This window comes from Thermosipho japonicus (assembly GCF_014201655.1).
GTDB classification, from domain to species: Bacteria; Thermotogota; Thermotogae; order Thermotogales; family Fervidobacteriaceae; genus Thermosipho; species Thermosipho japonicus.
In genome coordinates this window covers 67,074-85,595 of sequence record NZ_JACHEX010000003.1, presented here as the reverse complement: position 1 = coordinate 85,595, position 18,522 = coordinate 67,074, and the positions used below count along the sequence as shown (strand labels likewise).

Sequence of the window (18,522 nt, the reverse complement as noted above, 5' to 3'; positions counted from 1 at the left end):
TTACCTTGTAGGAATTGAAACCTCCAATTAGCTTTTTCCCCAAGCTTATCAATTATTGTTTGTACCTTACCTTGTAGGAATTGAAACTTGCGACTGTAAATTTATTTCAGCTAGTTCGGCTTGTAGTTTGTACCTTACCTTGTAGGAATTGAAACTTGTCAAACGTATTGACAATTATTCCATATTTATCGTTTGTACCTTACCTTGTAGGAATTGAAACAATGTTATTCCATTTTGTTCTAAAAAATCTAATTTTTGTTTGTACCTTACCTTGTAGGAATTGAAACTATATATATCCTGAGGCACAAAAAGGAACAGTAATAGAACGTTTGTACCTTACCTTGTAGGAATTAAAACAGTCTTCCATTTTTTCTAACCTTTAGTTGTTTTACTTGTTTGTACCTTACCTTGTAGGAATTGAAACTTTTATCTCCTTCGCGCAGTGAACGCGAAGCGAAGGATCGTTTGTACCTTACCTTATAAGAATTGAAATTCTATTTTACAATCATAGCCAGTTTATGTTCGTAAATTTAGATTTATTTCAAAGAGTTTAAAATTATATATAAATAAAGAACGGGGGACGCTTCATGAATAAAGAGCTAAAGATTAAATTTAAAACTCTCAGTCCTTTGTGGACAGGAAACTATAAAGGAATAACTAATGAAATAAGACCTTCAAGCTTAATTGGCTCTTTAAGGTTTTGGTTGGATGTTGTTTGTTATTTTTCAGGTTTACAAATCAATGATTTGGGGAATTTTGATTCAAAAAATTTTCAAAACTTTATTTTAAAAGAGGGGATTGATTTTGAATCTTTGAATAAAATTTTTTCTGAATTTAAACTGAGCTTATCTTCCAAAATTTTTGGTTGTAATGATTGGAAAGGATGGATTAGGATAAAAAAAATAAAACCAGTCGGGAAATATTGTTTTGGTAACTATTTAAATTTAGATAATAGTTATAGAAACCCTTATTTTTGGGGAACGTTTGAAGTTGCTTTTGAAATAGAAGAAAAGATAATTAATCCAATATTTTATCCCTTGTTGTACTTTATGGAATTATATGGTTTTTGGGGAGGAAAATGGTCATTAGGATATGGAAGGTTACAAGTTGTGAATATAAAAATGGACGGAAAGGTATTGAACAAATGGCAATGGAGAGAAAATGAGTTTAAATTTAAATTATTTGAAGATGAGAATAAATTTTTTTCAGAAAATAGTGAAAAAAGTGACATTGTTAAAGTTGAAGAGGGCGAAGAAGAAGATTTTGAAACTTTATTATCTAAAAATAAAAAGATTAACGTTTTATTTTTGGAAAATATTGACGGCAAAGGATATAGTGAATTAATAAAGAAACTTAAAGAGATTAAATCTAATAAACGAAATGGATATAAAATTAGTAAGTATTTGTTTGGAAGTAAGAAAGAGGGAAGTAAAATATTTCCTTTAGTTACGTATCAAATTCAAAAAGATAAATATGAGGGGGGGTTAAAAGTTGGTTTTATCTCAATTGTGAATTTTTTGAAAGGAAGTGAAAAGAATGAATAAGTCACTTAAGTTTGAAACATACATAAATATGGAAAAAGATAAAAAAAATAAAATGCTTGAATATAACGGTTTAATGATAGGTAATAATACCTTGAATATAATAGAAAAAGTAAAAAGTCTAAGTGGGATTTTAAAAGAGGATGAGTTGGAAAATTATATAAGTAGGTTAATGCCTTATTCGTTTATTTTTTGGGCAGAAATCGAGCTAATTAATCCATATTTTTCAAAGGATGATGAAGATTATAACTTAACTAAGAAAAATTTATGTTTAAAGGATAAGGCTTTTAAAATACCTATGATTAGAGGCTCTGCATGGAAAGGAGCATTTGCTAATGCTTTTAAAATATTAATTAACGAATCATTGTTTTCATCAAATACAGAAGAAAAAGCAATCGATTATATACAATCTTTTGCAAGAATATTTGGAACAGGTTCTATGGAATTTACGAAATTTACGAAAATGTTGAGTGAATTACTTGAGAATAAATTAAAAGAAAAATCTATGGATGAGATAATTAAGTATTTAATATTTGAATTAGGTCTGAGATTGAAAAAAGATGATATAGACAATTTGAGAAAAAAAGAAAATTTCAAAAATTGGGTAAGAAATAACATATGGGAAAAGTATGGAGAAACGTCAAAAAAGAATCTTCCTTTTTTCTTAAAAACACACAAAGGGCGTGCAATATTTTATCCTACGTTTTTAAGTAGTCTGTCAACGGAAGTCATTAATCCTCACAGCAGAAAAGAAAGAAAAGGAAAAAGACCTATTTTTTTTGAAGTTGTCTCTAAAGATTCAAGAGGTATTGTTCAAATTGTTTATATACCATTTGATGGTATAAGGCTAGAGAGAGAAGTTTTAAAAGATCAAGTAGAAAAAGATGTGAAATTTATAAAATCATCTTTTAAAAAGATTTCCGACATAGGAATTGGTGCGAAAAGCAAACTAGGTTGGGGAAGATTTACGATAGAAAAACAAAAAATTGAAATTTGCTGTAATGAGGTGAAGTAATATGGATTCATGTGCTATTGAGAAAATTTTGAACCATAAAGAAGATATATTAAAGGCTGAAATTGGAGCGTTACTTTTTAACATTGGAAAAACTCATATTGGGCTTAATAATTGGATAAAATATTTTCCTAATGCAAAGCAAAAAATTAGAAGATATGAAGATTATTATGATAAATTATTTAAAGATGAGATTGACGAAGTAGATCAAGTATTTAAAAACTTTTTTAATCAAAAAATTAGGTTACCTAATTCATCAGAAGTTGAATGGATAAAAGTTTTTGATAAAGATTTTGAGGGAATTTTCTTTAGAGGATGTGAAAATCTAAACTCGGGAATAGATAAAGGATTTCCTAAAGAAATACTTAAAAGATTATATATTTCAAATGCTTTTGGAGGTTTTGTGGAAAGTGTAGAAGAAAAGAATTTTGACGAAAAAAGAAAGCAATTTTTTAAAAATTTACATAACTATTTAAAAGATAATAATGGTATTGAAAATTCTGATTGGCGAAAAGTGCGGAGCTGGATTTTATTAGAAATAAAAAAATGGTACACGCATTTATTGAGTGATAATAGATTTCCTGTTAACGATGTTACTTTATATGATCAAGTTTATATGGTGGCTTCTCTTTATAAAGCAGCTTTATCAGGATTATACTTATACAAAGAAAAAGTTGATGAGTACATTAATAAGCCTAGTAATATAAAATGGTGTATTCTTGGTATTCAATATGATAAATTAGGTCTTTCAGAAAAAGCATTAAAGATATCAAATATACAATGGTATAGAAAAAATATAAAAAAGGTAGATAGTGAGGTAAAACAACTTTTAGAAGAAGAATGTCCGATTGGGAATGAAATCTACAGAGATGAAACGGGAATATATTTTGTTGTTTCTGAACTTTTAAAAGGTGAAAAAGAAGGTGAATTTTATAAATTAAAAGAAGATCTAAAAAAACTAGAAGAAAAAATAATTGAAAAATTTAGAGAGGTTTTTAATGATGAAATATATCCTGCTATTTTTCTTTCAGAATCATCAAGAGGGCTAATGAATTTGGGGAAATTAATTGAAAAAGCACCAGAAAATTTTTTAAAAGCTAAGGTGTTGTATAAAAATAATGAAAATAACAATAACAACAGCTTGAAAATAGGTGTTTGTCAAATATGTGGAGTAAGAACAGTTGAAAAGAAAAGTAAATTAAACGAATTAATATGCGATACCTGCTTAAAAAGGCAAGGGGAAAGAATGAAAAACTGGTTAGATAATAGAAATGGTGAGACTATTTGGCTGGATGAACTACAAGACAAAAATGGAAGAATAGCACTTATAACTTTAAAATTTGAACCAAATGAATGGATTAATGGTAATTTTTTTAATTCATTACTTGTTAGAGTTGAAAGGCAATCTGAATATGAAAATGTTATTAAATCACTATTAATATTTATAGAGAATCAGATAAACAGTTCTGAAGTAAGAAAATTGCAGTTAGACCAATTTGATGAAAAAAATATAGAAAAATTTCTTTCATTGTTTGATGAGGGAGGAATAAAAAAACCGTATGAGAACATCTTTGAAAATTTGAAAAAAAATAAATCATTTGATAATGTAGAAGAAAAAAACAGAAAAATTGCTGTAACTCTTATCAAAGAAAAAGCATGGCTAGAACATTTTTCATTTTATGATAGTTCGACTAACGAAATTATAGCGAACACGAAAAAGAAGAAAAAATATCCTATAGAAGAATATTATAATAAAAAGAATGTAAAAGATCATCTTTATAAAATTTTTGCTATTAACTATTTGATATTACAAATTAAAAATTTAATTTTGGAACGAGCTATTGGATCTAGATGGGAAAGTTTAATATTGAAAAATTTATCGGATGATGTGATTAATTTTGAACAAAGAGAAATAAATTGGAGAAAATTAGATGAAAGTACTGATATTGAATTTTTGAGCAAAATAATATTACAATTCCTCCTCAGAAAAAATCCTTCTCCTGCAAGACTTAGAAGAATTTGGGAAACAACAAAAAGTTTCTTTGAGAATTTAGAAAAGAAAAAATCAAAATTATTGGGTTTTCCCAAGAGTAGATGTCAAAGATTGTATTGGGAAAGAGTAAATATTCCAGATGGCGAGTATGCTGATGGAGATATTCTTTTCTGGGCTAAAAGAAATACAGTATATTTAATTTCATCGATAGAGAAAGTTGGAAACAAGGATTCATTTGAAATTAAAAAAATTGATGATGATACACACTTTGTTGAAAAGCTTTATATAAAAGATGCAAATAAAGAAGAGTACGAACCATTTTTTACAATACTTTCTCCAACACCAGTAAGTTGGCAGCTTATTATTCCTGCAGAATATGTTCCGAATTTGATTGAAAGCGTAAAAAATGAATATTATAAGTATTTCAAATGGGTTTATGGGAAACTCCCTTTACATATTGGCATTGTTGTTCAAAATTATAAGAAACCTTTGTATGTTGGATTAAAAGCGCTAAGAAGAATTAGAAGAGATTTTCAAAAATGGGAGGATTTAAAGAAAAAAATTACTGTGGGCGATTTTAAGAGTAGACAAAAGCATGCTGGTTGTTGCTGCAGCTGTGATGAAAATAATAGTGAACAATATTATTCTTTATTCGAGAGAGCAGATGCTGTTCAAAGAGGATATGCTTTTTATCTATATCCTAGCAATGATGCGAAAGTATGGATTGATACAACACAAAATTCAAATGATAAAGATATTTTTTGGTTTTATCCTAATACATTTGATTTTGAGTTTTTAGATTCAAATGCAAGAAGAAATGAAATATATTATGAAAAAGGAAAAAGGAAAATATTTATTAAGAAAAATAGACCATACGATGTAGAAGATTGGCAATATTTTAGTAAGTTTAATGAGTTTTTCAAGAACGATATTAATTCTGAATCAAAGCTTCAAAAATTAGTTACACTTATATATTCAAAATTGCTTGACTGGGATGATCTATATTCTCTAAAAATCTTCATACTTTCTTCTTTTGTGAATGTTTTAGAGTTAATGGGAACTAAAAAAGACGAGTTTGCAAAAGTTTTCGGAGTGGAAAACTGGGAAAGTTTGGAAAAAATGCCAGAAGATAAATTTGAAGAAAAATTATATATGTTTATCGATATGTTTGAATTTTGGTATAAGATTTTGAAGGTATAAAAGGGGGTAAAAAAATGGTAGATCATATGCTTGTTACAAATAAAAGGATTTTTACGCAAGCCATGGATCCTATTTATATAGGTACTGGAGGATATAACATTGGAAGAGTTGATAATACAATAGTTAGAGATCCTATAACAAAGATACCAAAAATCCCGGGAAGTAGTATAGCAGGTACATGGAGATATTATTCTGCTTTAGAATTAGTAAGTAGAGTAAAAGACTATCAACCAAGTTTTAAGGATATAAAAAGTGTAAATGGAGAAAATTTTAGCAGTAAATTAAAAAACGTCAAATGGAAAGATGATTTTCCATTTGGTGAACAGGATTGGGAAAGTTATCCAGGAAATAAAGTTGCAAGAATAAAATGCGCTGGTCAGGATGATTTGCCAAATAAGAGTATTGATGATATTGAAGAAGAAACTGGGCATTGTGGACATTGTATAGTCTGTAAGTCATTTGGTTTTTCAAAAAAAGATATATCAATGCAAGGCTTACTTTTCTTTTCGGATTTAAAAATATTATTTTACCCGGTTTTTACCATGCTAGGTACAAAATGGATAACATCGGAAAAGTTGTTAAAAGAAGCTGGGATTTTAGATGAAAGCAGGGGAAATAATGTTAACGAACTTGTTTGTTATGCAGTTACTGATGAAGGTGATAAGGAAGGTCATATCAATCTTGGATGGTTATATTTTCCGTACAAAAAAGTGGGAACTAATATAGATCTATCTTTATTGGAAGGAGCCATTTCTCTAAGTGATATAGTAATCGTTCCTGACTATCTTATTTCACAGATAATAAACTCTAATTTAGAAGTAAGAACATCGGTATCTATTAATCCAATAACAGGAGCAGCCAAAGAAGGTGCACTTTTTACTTCTGAAGCAATTCCAAGAGGTACCATTTTTTATGGTGAGATAAGATTTTTTGATCGCAGTAAGTTAAATGAAGACTTGCCATCAAAAGAATTTGTTTTTAAAATGTTGGAAGATTCTAAAAAGTATTACGAAACACTCGGTGTAGGAGGCATGACAACTAGAGGATTTGGGAGGATGAAAGTTTTAACAAAACTTAATAAAAGTAACGGGGGAGATAGCAATGAAAAATCTTGAAGCAAGTATAAACAAAACTAGTTTTGAAATTGTTAAATATTTAAAAAATGAGAATAATGTTAATAAAATGCTTGGAGTTTTGTCAAATTATGGCGTGTATGCTCTTTGGATATTTTCAAGAAACATATTAAAAGATGAAAAGAATAAAGAATTTTGGGATAAAATTTTTAATGGTTTAAAAGAGTTAATAATATCATTTGGAATTTTAGATAAAAATGATAAAGGCTTATCTGAAAAGTTTTTTGAGAAATTGTCGGAAGATCTGGAAAAACTTTTATTTTTCAAGGATGTACTTGAAAAAGTTCTTGTATATTCAAGATATCATGTGAAGGCAATGGGTAAAGGTAAAAATGGTGGTGAATAATATGGAAAGTGCTAGTAAAGGTACTTGGTATAAATTGGTATTTAAACAAGTTCAGCCAATTCATATTGGCTATAAAAGATATGGGGTTATTAATGAGACAAGAGTATTTATTCCTGGATGGACAATGTGGGGTGCTTTAACAAACATATATGGTTTGTATACAGGAAGCTATGAAGATATAGACAAGGTTTTTGAAGAAATTTCGTGTTTTTGGCCTTCTTTTGATAAAAGAGGAAATAATGTTTTATTTTTAAGTTTAAGGGATGGAAAACTTTATTTGGGAAATTTTTCAGAAGAAAAATTTAGAACAATGTTTGTTGATACGATTATTTCAACGGCAATATCGCCGGTACTTAGATCTGCCAAGGATGAATCTCTTCACGAGATCGATGTGATTTTGCCAAGGCCAAGGGAAGAATTTGTAAGAGAGTTAGATGATAATATTTCACTTTATTGGGTTGGAATTTTAAATGTTAAAGATCAAAAATTATTAAGTTTTTTAAAGAGTGGGCTTGAAATATTTGTTGGTGGGGATATAAAATATGGCTTAGGACTTTTGAAATTAGAGTACATAAATGAATGTGAAGAAATTTCAAAATTCAAAAAATATAATTTTTTGGAAATTAATGAAGAAGAATTTAATAGTGAAAACTTAGATAAAATGGGTGAATTAATTGTAGATATAGAAAATATGATAAATGGAGCTACGTTGAAAATAAAAGAAGAAAAATTACTCTTTTTGTGGGATACAAATAATAAGGAAAAAATAGTGGAGCTTGAAAATTATAAGTTAGAAAAAGGAAAATTGTTAAAAAATTTTAAAGATTAGTGCATTTAACATTGTTCATTAATATTTTTATAAAAATCATTTTAACTTATAGCTAAAAACTAATAAAAAGCACAAAATTTTTATAAACTAAAAACTACTTTTTGAATTAAAAATTGAAATTTAACTTTTCTGGTGTTTTGAGCATTTTTTTCACGTAATATTTTTCTAATAAATTATTTGATATAATGAAAATAATAGGTTGAACTAATTAAGATAAAAATATGGTGAAGTTCTAAATATGCTTAAAATCTACAAACTTTGAATTCATTTTGTTAAGGAATTATATATTAAGGAGTAATTAAATTTGTGGACAATAGTTTAGATTCTAAAGTCAAAAGGTTTAACATTTTTCATGGGTTAAAGTAGCAGATACATTTTTTTATTTGTGACTTTTTTATAATATAAAATTTTCCAGCAAAATTAGTTGATTGTTAGTTTTAGTTTTTAATTAATAAAGTTAGATTAATACTTTAAGATATATTTCAGATGGTATTACAAATTACAAATAATAGAGTTTTTAAGATAAGAATAAATAAAAATCCTAGTTTTTTGATGTTTCTTTTCCAAAGTGTTATTAACCCATATGTAATATTTGTATTTGAATATAATATGGTTAATCAAAGGGTTTATCTAATTTTTTGATTGAGGTGGAAGTATGATACTTTCTGAAATTAGAAAAGGTGAAGGTAAAAATTTAGAATTTAAAGAAAGGCTTTCTGCTAAGAATAAGGAATCTTTTTTGAAAACTGTTGTAGCATTTGCTAATGGTTCAGGTGGAAAAATAATTTTTGGAATAAAAGATAAAACAAGAGAGATAGTTGGAATTTTGGAAGATGAAATTTTTTCTTTAATGGATAGTATAACAAACATGATACATGATAAATGCTTTCCGACGATTATACCTGAAATATATATTGAAAATGTTGGGAATAAAAAACTACTTGTGGTTGAAATTTATCCTGGACCACAAAAACCGTATTATTTGAAAAGTAAAACTAAGGAAGTATATATTAGAATTGGAGCCACAACAAGAAAAGCAAGTGAAGAGATAATACGGTCGCTTGAGAGGCAAAAATTTAACATGTCTTATGATGAAGATATAATCTATGATGCAAGCTATAATGAAAAGGAAATTTCTAATCTAAAAAAAGATTTTCTAAACTTAACGGGTAAAAAATTGACAAAGTCTGATTTATATAATCTAAAAATATTGAAGAATATAAGGCAAAGAGATTATTTAACAGTGGGTGGGGCACTGTTAATTGGTAAAAATAATCTTTTTGATTATGCCAAAATTAGCTGTGCAAGATTTAAAGGAATTAGCTTATCCACAAAAGAATTTATTGATCAAAAAGAGTATTCTGGACCTCTTTATAAGCAAGTTGAAAGTGCATTCAACTTTGCCATGGAACACATTGAAAAAAGAGGAGAGATAAAAGGATTAAAAAGGGAAGATAGTTATATTGTTCCAATTGAAGCAATCAGAGAAGCTTTAGTGAATGCTGTTGTTCATAGGGACTATTCGATTAAAGGATCAGATATCAAACTTGCAATTTTTGATGATAGAGTTGAAATAACTTCTCCGGGTGGACTTCCGGGGAATCTAAGTGTTGATCTTATTCTGCAAGGTCGCTCAGAAATTAGAAATAGAGTTATTGCAAGATTTTTTAAAGAAATAGGTTATGTTGAACAGTGGGGAACGGGAATAAAGAGAATTGTGGAATTATGTAAGGCAAGAAATTTAAAAGAACCAGAATTTATTGATGACGGAGCATTTTTTAAAGTAATAATTTACAAAGTGCCGGATAGTGCCGGGGGAGTGCCGGATAGTGCCGGGGGAGTGCCGGATAGTGCCGGGTATGAAAATAAAATATTGGATTTTCTTTATAAGAATGATAAGATTACTAGAGTTGATGTTGAACAACTTTTTAATGTAAAAGAAAGAAGAGCAAGAGATATTTTGAAAAATATGGTAGATAAAGGTATTTTAAAAAGAAAAGGTAAAGGCTCAAAAGTTTATTATGAATTAAATAAAGCCAGAGACTTTTTCATTCAAGATGAATAATTTATTTTTTAAACTCTCCTTATCATGTGCTAACTTAATATTTTTAGCGTTAAATGACTTTTATGCAAGAGGATTCTAAAGTTTATTTGTGACTGTGTGACAATCGAATAATTTTGTCTAAAGCTGTGACAAATTTAAAGAATTTCTACATAATATTTTATCTTTGATGGTAAATACAGTATTCCAGATTTTTCAAGTATAATACCTTCATCTTTCATTCTGTTAATGTATGTATAAACAGTCTGGCGTTTTACCTTTTTTTCGAGCCTTTTGACAAGTGTAGTTCTATCTACCGGTTCTTTTGCAAGCTCTTTTAATATTGTTTTTTGTATATCTGTAAAAGACAGTGAATTGTTAAGGTTTTGAGAGATTATTCTTCTTATTCCTTTTTTAACTAACTCTTTGGTAATTTTATTTTTATCGGTATTAAAGAGTACTACTTGCTGTGCTATCCACAGAGCATCTCTTGGATTTCCATCGCTGAAAGTTGCTATTTCATCTAGTGCGTCCATTTCAAAGTAATCAGGGTATTCTTTTATTCTTTTTAGAATCATCTTTTTAATATCTTCTGATGTTAATGGTTCAAGAAAGACCATATCTTTAAATATATTTTCTAAATTACCGCTTTCATTCCACCTCATTCTATCATTTGAATATTCTCTATATATAGAAAATGGTAATGAAACAATTGTTATTATATTTTCTTTAAACAAAACACTTTTTAGAGAATCTAAAATATTTAAAACTTCTTCTTTTTTTTCCTTATCTAGTTCATCTATTATGATCAATACTTTGCCATATTCTTCTATTAGCAAAGATAAGAGATTGTCGATGTATTCTTTAACTGAATAAATATTAAATCTCTTTTTATTGTTTATTGATTTTTCATATGAAACATTTGCAGCAAAACTAACTCCACCACCGTATGAGGTATTGTAACTCATTTCGTTCAGTATAAAATCTCTTGCCTCAGTTGCTAATTTTCTAACCTTTTTATTTTTTGAATTTATTTCTAAAAGAGAAAGTTTGTATAGAAAATCACCTATTATTACTTCCTTAGAGTCTTTTTCAGTAATTAGTATATATAGTCTTTTTGCATTTTCTGCATTGATAAAGTTTAGTGTAGTTGTTTTTCCAACGCCTGTTTCACCGCATACCCCAAAGATGCCCATTGGCTGAAAATATGCAATTTTATTTAAGTGTTCCAGTTGCTTTTTTCTGTTTACTAAAAGCTCTTTGTCATCAATCGGTTTGTCAAATAAGGCTTCAACTATATATTTAAGCTTTTTATTTTCCACATTGATCACCCCTAAAGTCATTATAACATATTTTGTGACAATGTGACTATTGTAGAAAATATGTATATAGATGTGACAAAAGAAAAGATTGTTTTGAAAAATTCAGGTTTAAAGATAAGTAAAAGTCGCTAATAAAAGCTACTTATGCTGGCTATGCCTTGCTCAAAGATTAATCTTGTCAACCTTGTAAAATACTATGTAAAAAATTCCAAAGTTATTTTTATTCTTTAACAGCAAAAAATAACCATGCAGGAATTCCAACTATATTTTCATCTTTAAAAGCTGTATCTTTAGTTATTAAAATCCCTTTTTTAAAAACTTTTTTCATGCCAAAATAATCAAATTTATTTATCTTATTTTGGTATTTTACTTCAATGGGAATTAATTTTCCTTTGTAATCAAAAACAAAATCAATTTCGTTACCGCGATCGGAATACCAAAAAAAGGGACCGTGGTATAAGTTTAAACCATTATCAACTACGTCTTCATTTTTTAAAATGTGGTTAAGGGTTAACATTTCAATGCGTTGAGGCAGTCCTATTTCTTTTCCAGTTAAGTCGTAAATTACTAAATTTACGATATTATCCACTGGATAAATTTTCTTTTGTTTTTTTGGCTTTATTGTTTTTTTGGAAATGTCCACAAAGAAAAGAGTTGAAAAGATAAAGCTGTATCCAAAATATCCAAAGTATTTTTGTACGGTATCAACACTTTCAAAAACACCACTTAAATGTTCTTTTAAAGAATTCCAAGAAAATCGCTGGCCTATTATATCTGGAATCTTTTTGAAGATTTCTATAATACTCGTCCTTGATTTTATGTATTTTTCTGCATCTCCCAAGATAAAATCTTTGTAAATTTTTCTTGTTAATTCACTGATTGTTCCAGTATTAAGAAATTCATCAATAATTGTAGGAAAACCACCACAATTTATATATTTTAAGAAATATTCTTGAATATATGAATATTTAAATTGTAATGATTTTAATTCTTCTTCAGACAGAGATAAAATTTCTTCAATTTCTTTTTTCTCAATTTCAACCTTTAAGTTTTTTAAAAATTCTCTGAAAGTTATTGGAAGATAAACTAAATCTTTTCCATACCCTTTTCTTCCAGGAAGTCTTTCACTTGAGCTTTTTAAATCGTATGCCGATGAACCTGTAAGAATTAGCAAAGAATTATCTAAAAGTCCAATATCTGCCAAATATTTTATTGAATATTGCCAGTCTTCTATTGAAGTTACTTCGTCTAGAAAAATATATTTCATTTCTTCTTTTGGTGTGTTGTATGTTTGAAAATAAACTTTGAGAATTTCTGTTAATTCATGTCTGTCTTTTAAACCGTCACATGTTAGATAGAATATATTTAATGGGTTTGCGTTATTTTTAATGAGTTTTTTTGTTAAAAGCTTTAGAAATGTAGTTTTTCCTATTTGTCTGGGGCCTCTTAAGGTGTATATACCAGGATTTGATAAATCTATTTCTCTAAATAATTTTTCTGGATAATACTTGAATTTACTATTTTCAAATGAAACTATGTGTTTATCGTTATAAACTTCATTTTTAAATTTCCACCAGGGGTTCATTATGTATAAATCATCAAAATTCATTTTATTCATCCCCTTTTTGTATTGTATTTCAATAAAATTATAACACAAACTGTTCTTTTTTTTCGACCACATTCGATAAAAGCGCACGCTTTTGTCTAATCTATTCGATAAATAACGACACTTTTGTTTAATATTTTTAAATTTTTAGATGTTTCAACTATTTCCAGATAAAGATTTTTCAAATGTATATGAAAATACAATATACAGGAAACTGAACGTAGAAATTGTTAGAACCTCAGGCGCTTATATTTGAGTTAGACGATATTAAGGTTTCCTTATTTGAATATAAATACCCGCTTTTAAAGCAACCTGATAAAGTTGGAAAGCTTTATTTGGCAAGTGATGAAGATATTGCATGTATGAAAATGAGTGCTATAGCTCAAAGAGGACTAAAAAAAGATTTCTAGGATCTTTGGTTTTTAATTAATATTCATAGATGGACTATCAAGGAGCTAGTTTCGATGCTTGAGACTAAATATAAAGGATATAATCCTCTTATTTTTCTTAAAGCTTTAGTTTATTTTGAAGATGCAGAAAAAAATAAAGATTTTAGAGAAGTTGAAGAAAAGTGGAGTGCTATAAAGAAATTTTTTAATGATTTTGTTAGGTTTTTTAGAGAATATATTAAGTTTTAGATTTCAAAAAATCGCTAGCTTTTTTACCTTGCTAAATCTTAATAATTTTCGGATAAATCTCCTTCAAAAATAAGTATATTTTTTTCCTTTTTTGCTTTATCTATAAAATTTTTTGTATATCCATTATACGAAAAGAAAACAAAATACAAATTATTATGATTGTTATCTTTTAAAAGCTTTTTTGATTTCTCTACCAAAACATAATACACATCTAAATCTACTGGTTTTTTTGTATATTTACACTCTCCAAAAAGAATTGGTTTATTTTCTTTGTCTACTCCTACAATATCAATTTCCAAGTTTTTGTCCCACCATCTTCCAATTTTTGATAATTTCACTGGTAATTTATCATTTAAATTTAAATCTATCAATTCTTCTCTACTGATATCTTCGAATATAAAGCTTACATGTCTTTCAATAAAGGATTTTTTTATTATGTTCATAACAAAATCAATGTTTCCAATTTCTATATAACTTTTATACGGATATATAAACTTAAACCAAAAATTTAAAAAATTATCTTTTATTTTATATATTCCTTTTTTACTTGTTTGTGGATTTTTTTCTAAAATCGGAACTTCTCTTTCCAATATATCAAGCTCGATTAGATTGTTTAGATAATAGCTTAGAGATGTTTGCTTTATGCCAAGGCTTGCTGAAATTTTTGAGAGTTTATTATTTCCGTTCGCGATGACCTTTATTATTGAAAAATATGATCCTATATCTTTCAACTCTTTTTCCAGTAAAAGATAGGGCTCTTCGAATAGATAAGAATTAACGTTTAAAAAATTTTCTTTAATAGTGTCGTATATATTCTCTTTTAATTCTAATATTTCTATATATTTTGGAATTCCCCCAGTTAAAGAATAGAGTTTTATTAAGTCAATATTTTTATTTTCAAAAAACTCTTTGAAATATTTAAATTTAATTGGCTTAAGATTTATTTGACCAGTTCTTCTTCCATATAGTGGACTTGAATATGAAAGAACTTCTCTTTTTATCATAGAAAGTGCCGATCCAGAAATAATTAGCATTATATTTTTATCTTTCAAATATTCATCCCATGCTTTTTGCAAAATAGATGAAAAGCCTTTATTAGACTTTAATAAATATTGGAATTCATCTATCACTATAATTAGTTTTTTCTCAAATTTTAAGGTTGAAATTATATAAAAAAGGTCATTCCAGCTTAATAATTTGTTATTATCAAGCAGTGGGATTTTATATTTTGAATAGAGGATATTTTGGAATGTTTTAATATTTTCTGTTTCACTTTCCTCGGTTGCCAAAAAATATACACTATCTTTGTTTTTGATGAATTCTTTTATAAGTCTTGTCTTTCCCACTCTTCTTCTGCCATACAATACTATAAAGGAAGAAGTTTTTTTATTGTACTCTTTTTCTAAAAATTTTATTTCGTCAATTCTATCAACAAATTTCATAATATCGCCTCGAAAAGATTATACCATATTATTGTCAAAAATATTATAGTTTGAACTATAATAGTTTAAACTATAATTATAAAAAATCCGGTTTTGAAATTTTACGTAATAAGTAAAAATGATTCAATTGGAAGTGCTACTATATTATCCTTTTTAAATACACTATTTTTTGTTATTAAAATACCTTTTTGAAATACTTTTTTCATTGTTAAGTAATCAGAAGGAGAAATGTTGTTTTGAAATTTAACTTCTATTGGAATAATGTCACTTTTTAGATTAATTAAGAAATCAATTTCCTTTCCTTTCTGAGAGTACCAAAAATATGGTCCGTTATATAACATTAATCCCTCAGGTAAATCTTTTGAGTATTTTAAAAGGTGGGTAAAGACAATTTGCTCAATTTTTACAGGTAATTTAATTTGGGTGTTAGTAATTTTTTCTATAACAAATGTTATAATTAAATCTATTGGGTAAATCTTTTTTTGCTTTTTAGGTTTAATTGTTTTTTTAGGAAAGTCATAGAAAAATAAAATTCCAAAAAGAAAATTCATGCTTAATAAGGTAAAGTAATCCTCAATTGTATTTTTCGAACCAGTTCCTTCAATTTCATTATAAAGAGAATTCCAGGAAAAACGTTGACCTATTAAATCTGGAATCTTAAAAAGTAATTGATTTAATATTAACCTTGAACGATTAAACCGTTCAATATCACCATACAAGTAGTTTGTATATGTATTTAAAGTTTCTTCAGATATAGAGTTATTTTCAAAGAAATCGTTAATTACTTTTGGAAACCCTCCAGTATTAATGTATGTTTTAAAATCTTCTTTAAACCTTGTAAGTTTTAGATTTAATGTTTTTAACTCTTTTTCACTAATTTCGAATAAATCTTCCAATTTGTACTGAAAGTCGATCTTGTGATTTTGAGTAATATACTCTTTAAAAGAAACTGGTAAATACACTATATCTTTCCCAAATTCCCTTCTTCCAGGAAGTCTTTCAGAAGATTTTTTTAAATCATATGAAGAAGAGCCAGTTAATACTACAAATGCATTTTCTAGTCTTCCTGTATCATATAGATATTTAATAGATTTCTGCCAATTATTTACACTTGAAATTTCATCAAGGAACAAATACTTTTTTTCTTTTATGTTGTTTTTAATGGAAAAATAATCAATTAGAATTTGCGTAAGGTCGTTCTCGTTGCTTATTAAATCAAGGGTTACATAAAGGATATTTGATGGATTAACATTTTTTTCAATAAGATCTTTGATGAGAAGTTTTAATACTGTTGTTTTTCCAATCTGCCTTGGACCTTTTAATATGTAAATACCATTCTTGTAATTTTTTAAATTTTTCATAAAACAAGGTATGTACTTAAATTTACTTTTTTCAAATTTTCTTATATGCATATCAAGATATATTGATTTGCTATCTTCCCACCATGGATTTTGGCTATAGACATATGAAAAATCCATATTTTCACCTCCTGGATAAGTTATATTATAACATATAGTCATTACACTGACCAAATTGGGCCTAATTTAGTCAGTGTATTGACTAAAAATGAAAAGTTAGTTGTTATTCTCTAATTTAATGGATTAATATGATGATAAAAAAACATAGAGGGAAAGCTTCAAGAAATAAATTCTTGGATCGGTGTGAAAATTGCTATTTTATTACTCTTTGACAATACAACACTCTTTTATACAATTTTCAAAAGTTTTGTTTATAAATAAATGATCGTTCTGTTTTAAAACATTTTTTGCCTAATATCGTTTTATTATAAAGCGATATTTAATATTAAACCTATATAACGTTTTATTATAAAACGATAATATGGTATAATAGTTTTGTGATAGAACGAATTAATGGGGGTAAAAATATGAAAAAAGTAGAAATACTTGAAAAATTTGAAGAGAAAAAAGAAAGAATGATTAATTTTCTTCCTAATAAAAAAAGACTTTATTTTGAAAATATTGAAAAATTTGAAAATGAAAGAGGTTTGTTAATATATGGTCCAAGGGGAGTAGGTAAGACAACTTATTTGTTAATGAGTGCAAAAAAGAATAATCTATTTTATGTTTCAGGAGACGATCCACTGTTTTCACAAATTTCACTTTATGATCTTGGAGAAAGTGTTTTTCAAGAAGGTTTTAATGGATTAATTGTTGATGAAGTCCATTATTTGAACAACTGGAGCATTCAAATAAAATCGTTGTATGATTCTTTCCCAAATAAAAAAATCTGGATAAGTGATAGCAGTAGCATTATTTTAAGGAAAGGAATTTCTGACCTTTCAAGAAGATTTGTTAAAGTAAAACTACCGTTATTATCTTTTAGAGAGTATTTATACTTTGAAACTGGAAAAAAATTTAATAAAATTTCTTCACCATTTGATTTTGACAGAGAATATATTATTTCGATAACAAAGGATGTAGATATTTTGAAATATTTTAAAAATTATTCAATTTCAGGAACTCGTCCTTTTTATATTGAAGGAAATTTTTCAGAAAAAATGAAAAATGTTCTTGAAAAGACAATTTATAGTGATATTCCATATTTTCTAGAAACTATTAGAGATAACCATTTAAGATTAATATGGGCTATTGTTAGCTATTTAATTTATTCAAAAATTCCAACTGTTAATGTTGAATCAATGTGCAGAGAATGGAACGTTGGAAAGCAAAAATTATACGAAATACTATATGTGTTACAAGAATCAGGACTAATAAATATAGTGAACAAAAAAGAGAACTTTAAAGTTAATACAAAAGGTGATAAAATATTTCTTTCTGATCCATCATTTTACCATATTTTTGATGGTGAAATTGGTAATTTCAGAGAAGCATTTGTGGTTTTTGCTTTGAAAGAAATTGGAAAAGTATATTCAATTAAAAATGAAAAAGATGGGGATTTTGTGTTTGATAGTTATAAAATAGAAGTTGGAGGTAAAAACAAAAAGATAAAAAATTCAGATTTTGTGATAAGAGATGATCTTGACATTCCAATCAAAAATAAAATTCCATTGTGGGTACTTGGTTTTTTGTGGTAAGATTAATCATTTTAATTTAAGTATATGATAAATCTTAAGATTTGTATCTTCAAAGATCAATATTTACATTTTCATGCATTTAAAACTAATATTCATCTTCTTACGCCTAAATCTTATTCAATTCTCTTTCATGATTTTCAAAAAGTAAAATCATATATAGTTTTTGTATAATCTTTAAAAAACTATTTTTATAACTTAAGATTGATACACGTGCGTTTTTCATTGCACAAAATTGTTAATAAATGCATTTTATTTTCTATTAGTTGATTAAATTTTATTTTATGCAAAATTTATTTTGAACTTTAAAAAAACAAGAAATTACTCATATTTTGATTAAAATATAAAATATGGTATGACCTAAAGT

The 18,522-nt window shown here is 27.1% G+C and carries 14 protein-coding genes and 1 CRISPR repeat array (1 of these 15 cut by a window edge); of the genes, 10 read left to right on the top strand and 4 right to left on the bottom strand.

The window, feature by feature from the left end; translation table 11 throughout:
* A CRISPR array of direct repeats spans window positions 1–493; the repeat unit is 30 nt; unit sequence GTTTGTACCTTACCTTGTAGGAATTGAAAC (it extends 77 nt beyond the left edge of the window).
* A 94-nt stretch (window positions 494–587) separates the two neighbouring features.
* The 7 genes from HNP65_RS06200 to HNP65_RS06170 all read left to right on the top strand — a co-directional run bounded on the left by HNP65_RS06200 (window position 588) and on the right by HNP65_RS06170 (window position 10,119).
* On the top strand, window positions 588–1,544 hold the full coding sequence (locus HNP65_RS06200) for an RAMP superfamily CRISPR-associated protein (RefSeq protein ID WP_184619421.1): 957 nt from the start codon (window positions 588–590) through the stop codon (window positions 1,542–1,544).
* Window positions 1,537–2,556: an RAMP superfamily CRISPR-associated protein gene (locus HNP65_RS06195; RefSeq protein ID WP_184619420.1), complete on the top strand. Its 1,020-nt coding sequence runs from the start codon at window positions 1,537–1,539 to the stop codon at window positions 2,554–2,556. The genes HNP65_RS06200 and HNP65_RS06195 overlap by 8 nt, the downstream gene beginning before the upstream one ends.
* 1 nt (window position 2,557) lies before the next feature.
* Window positions 2,558–5,746 carry a CRISPR-associated protein Csx11 gene (locus HNP65_RS06190; protein ID WP_184619419.1) on the top strand — a complete coding sequence of 1,063 codons (3,189 nt, stop codon included), beginning with the start codon at window positions 2,558–2,560 and terminating at the stop codon, window positions 5,744–5,746.
* Window positions 5,747–5,760: 14 nt separating this feature from the next.
* Window positions 5,761–6,861 carry an RAMP superfamily CRISPR-associated protein gene (locus tag HNP65_RS06185; RefSeq protein ID WP_184619418.1) on the top strand — a complete coding sequence of 367 codons (1,101 nt, stop codon included), beginning with the start codon at window positions 5,761–5,763 and terminating at the stop codon, window positions 6,859–6,861.
* Window positions 6,848–7,225 carry a hypothetical protein gene (locus HNP65_RS06180; RefSeq protein WP_184619417.1) on the top strand — a complete coding sequence of 126 codons (378 nt, stop codon included), beginning with the start codon at window positions 6,848–6,850 and terminating at the stop codon, window positions 7,223–7,225. Before HNP65_RS06185 ends, HNP65_RS06180 begins: the two co-directional genes overlap by 14 nt.
* Before the next feature lies 1 nt (window position 7,226).
* Window positions 7,227–8,054 carry a hypothetical protein gene (locus HNP65_RS06175; RefSeq protein WP_184619416.1) on the top strand — a complete coding sequence of 276 codons (828 nt, stop codon included), beginning with the start codon at window positions 7,227–7,229 and terminating at the stop codon, window positions 8,052–8,054.
* A gap of 655 nt (window positions 8,055–8,709) precedes the next feature.
* A complete protein-coding gene (locus tag HNP65_RS06170) occupies window positions 8,710–10,119 on the top strand; it encodes an AlbA family DNA-binding domain-containing protein (RefSeq protein WP_184619415.1) in 1,410 nt (469 codons plus the stop codon).
* A gap of 134 nt (window positions 10,120–10,253) precedes the next feature.
* Here the strand turns inward: HNP65_RS06170 and HNP65_RS06165 are convergent, their stop codons facing one another.
* Together HNP65_RS06165 and HNP65_RS06160 are read right to left on the bottom strand one after the other, a co-directional pair.
* Window positions 10,254–11,417 (bottom strand): P-loop NTPase fold protein, encoded by a 1,164-nt coding sequence (locus HNP65_RS06165; RefSeq protein WP_184619414.1) that lies wholly within the window; start codon window positions 11,415–11,417, stop codon window positions 10,254–10,256.
* Between the two features lie 220 nt (window positions 11,418–11,637).
* Window positions 11,638–13,026 (bottom strand): ATP-binding protein, encoded by a 1,389-nt coding sequence (locus HNP65_RS06160; protein WP_184619413.1) that lies wholly within the window; start codon window positions 13,024–13,026, stop codon window positions 11,638–11,640.
* A 224-nt stretch (window positions 13,027–13,250) separates the two neighbouring features.
* Between HNP65_RS06160 and HNP65_RS09795 the strand changes: the two genes are divergently transcribed.
* A complete protein-coding gene (locus tag HNP65_RS09795) occupies window positions 13,251–13,433 on the top strand; it encodes a hypothetical protein (protein WP_246348208.1) in 183 nt (60 codons plus the stop codon).
* Window positions 13,434–13,487: 54 nt separating this feature from the next.
* Window positions 13,488–13,661, top strand: a complete 174-nt coding sequence (locus HNP65_RS09790; RefSeq protein WP_246348207.1) for a hypothetical protein — start codon at window positions 13,488–13,490, stop codon at window positions 13,659–13,661.
* 38 nt (window positions 13,662–13,699) lie between these two features.
* Here HNP65_RS09790 and HNP65_RS06150 read toward each other — a convergent pair whose 3' ends face one another.
* Together HNP65_RS06150 and HNP65_RS06145 are read right to left on the bottom strand one after the other, a co-directional pair.
* The gene (locus HNP65_RS06150) at window positions 13,700–15,103 is read right to left on the bottom strand and encodes an ATP-binding protein (protein WP_184619412.1); all 1,404 of its coding nucleotides are present in this window, start codon (window positions 15,101–15,103) and stop codon (window positions 13,700–13,702) included.
* 101 nt (window positions 15,104–15,204) lie between these two features.
* Window positions 15,205–16,581: an ATP-binding protein gene (locus HNP65_RS06145; RefSeq protein WP_184619411.1), complete on the bottom strand. Its 1,377-nt coding sequence runs from the start codon at window positions 16,579–16,581 to the stop codon at window positions 15,205–15,207.
* 407 nt (window positions 16,582–16,988) lie between these two features.
* Here HNP65_RS06145 and HNP65_RS06140 point away from each other — a divergent pair, with 407 nt between their 5' ends.
* Entirely contained in the window at window positions 16,989–18,158 is a 1,170-nt protein-coding gene (locus tag HNP65_RS06140) for an ATP-binding protein (protein ID WP_184619410.1), read from the top strand.
* The last annotated feature ends 364 nt before the right edge of the window (window positions 18,159–18,522 follow it).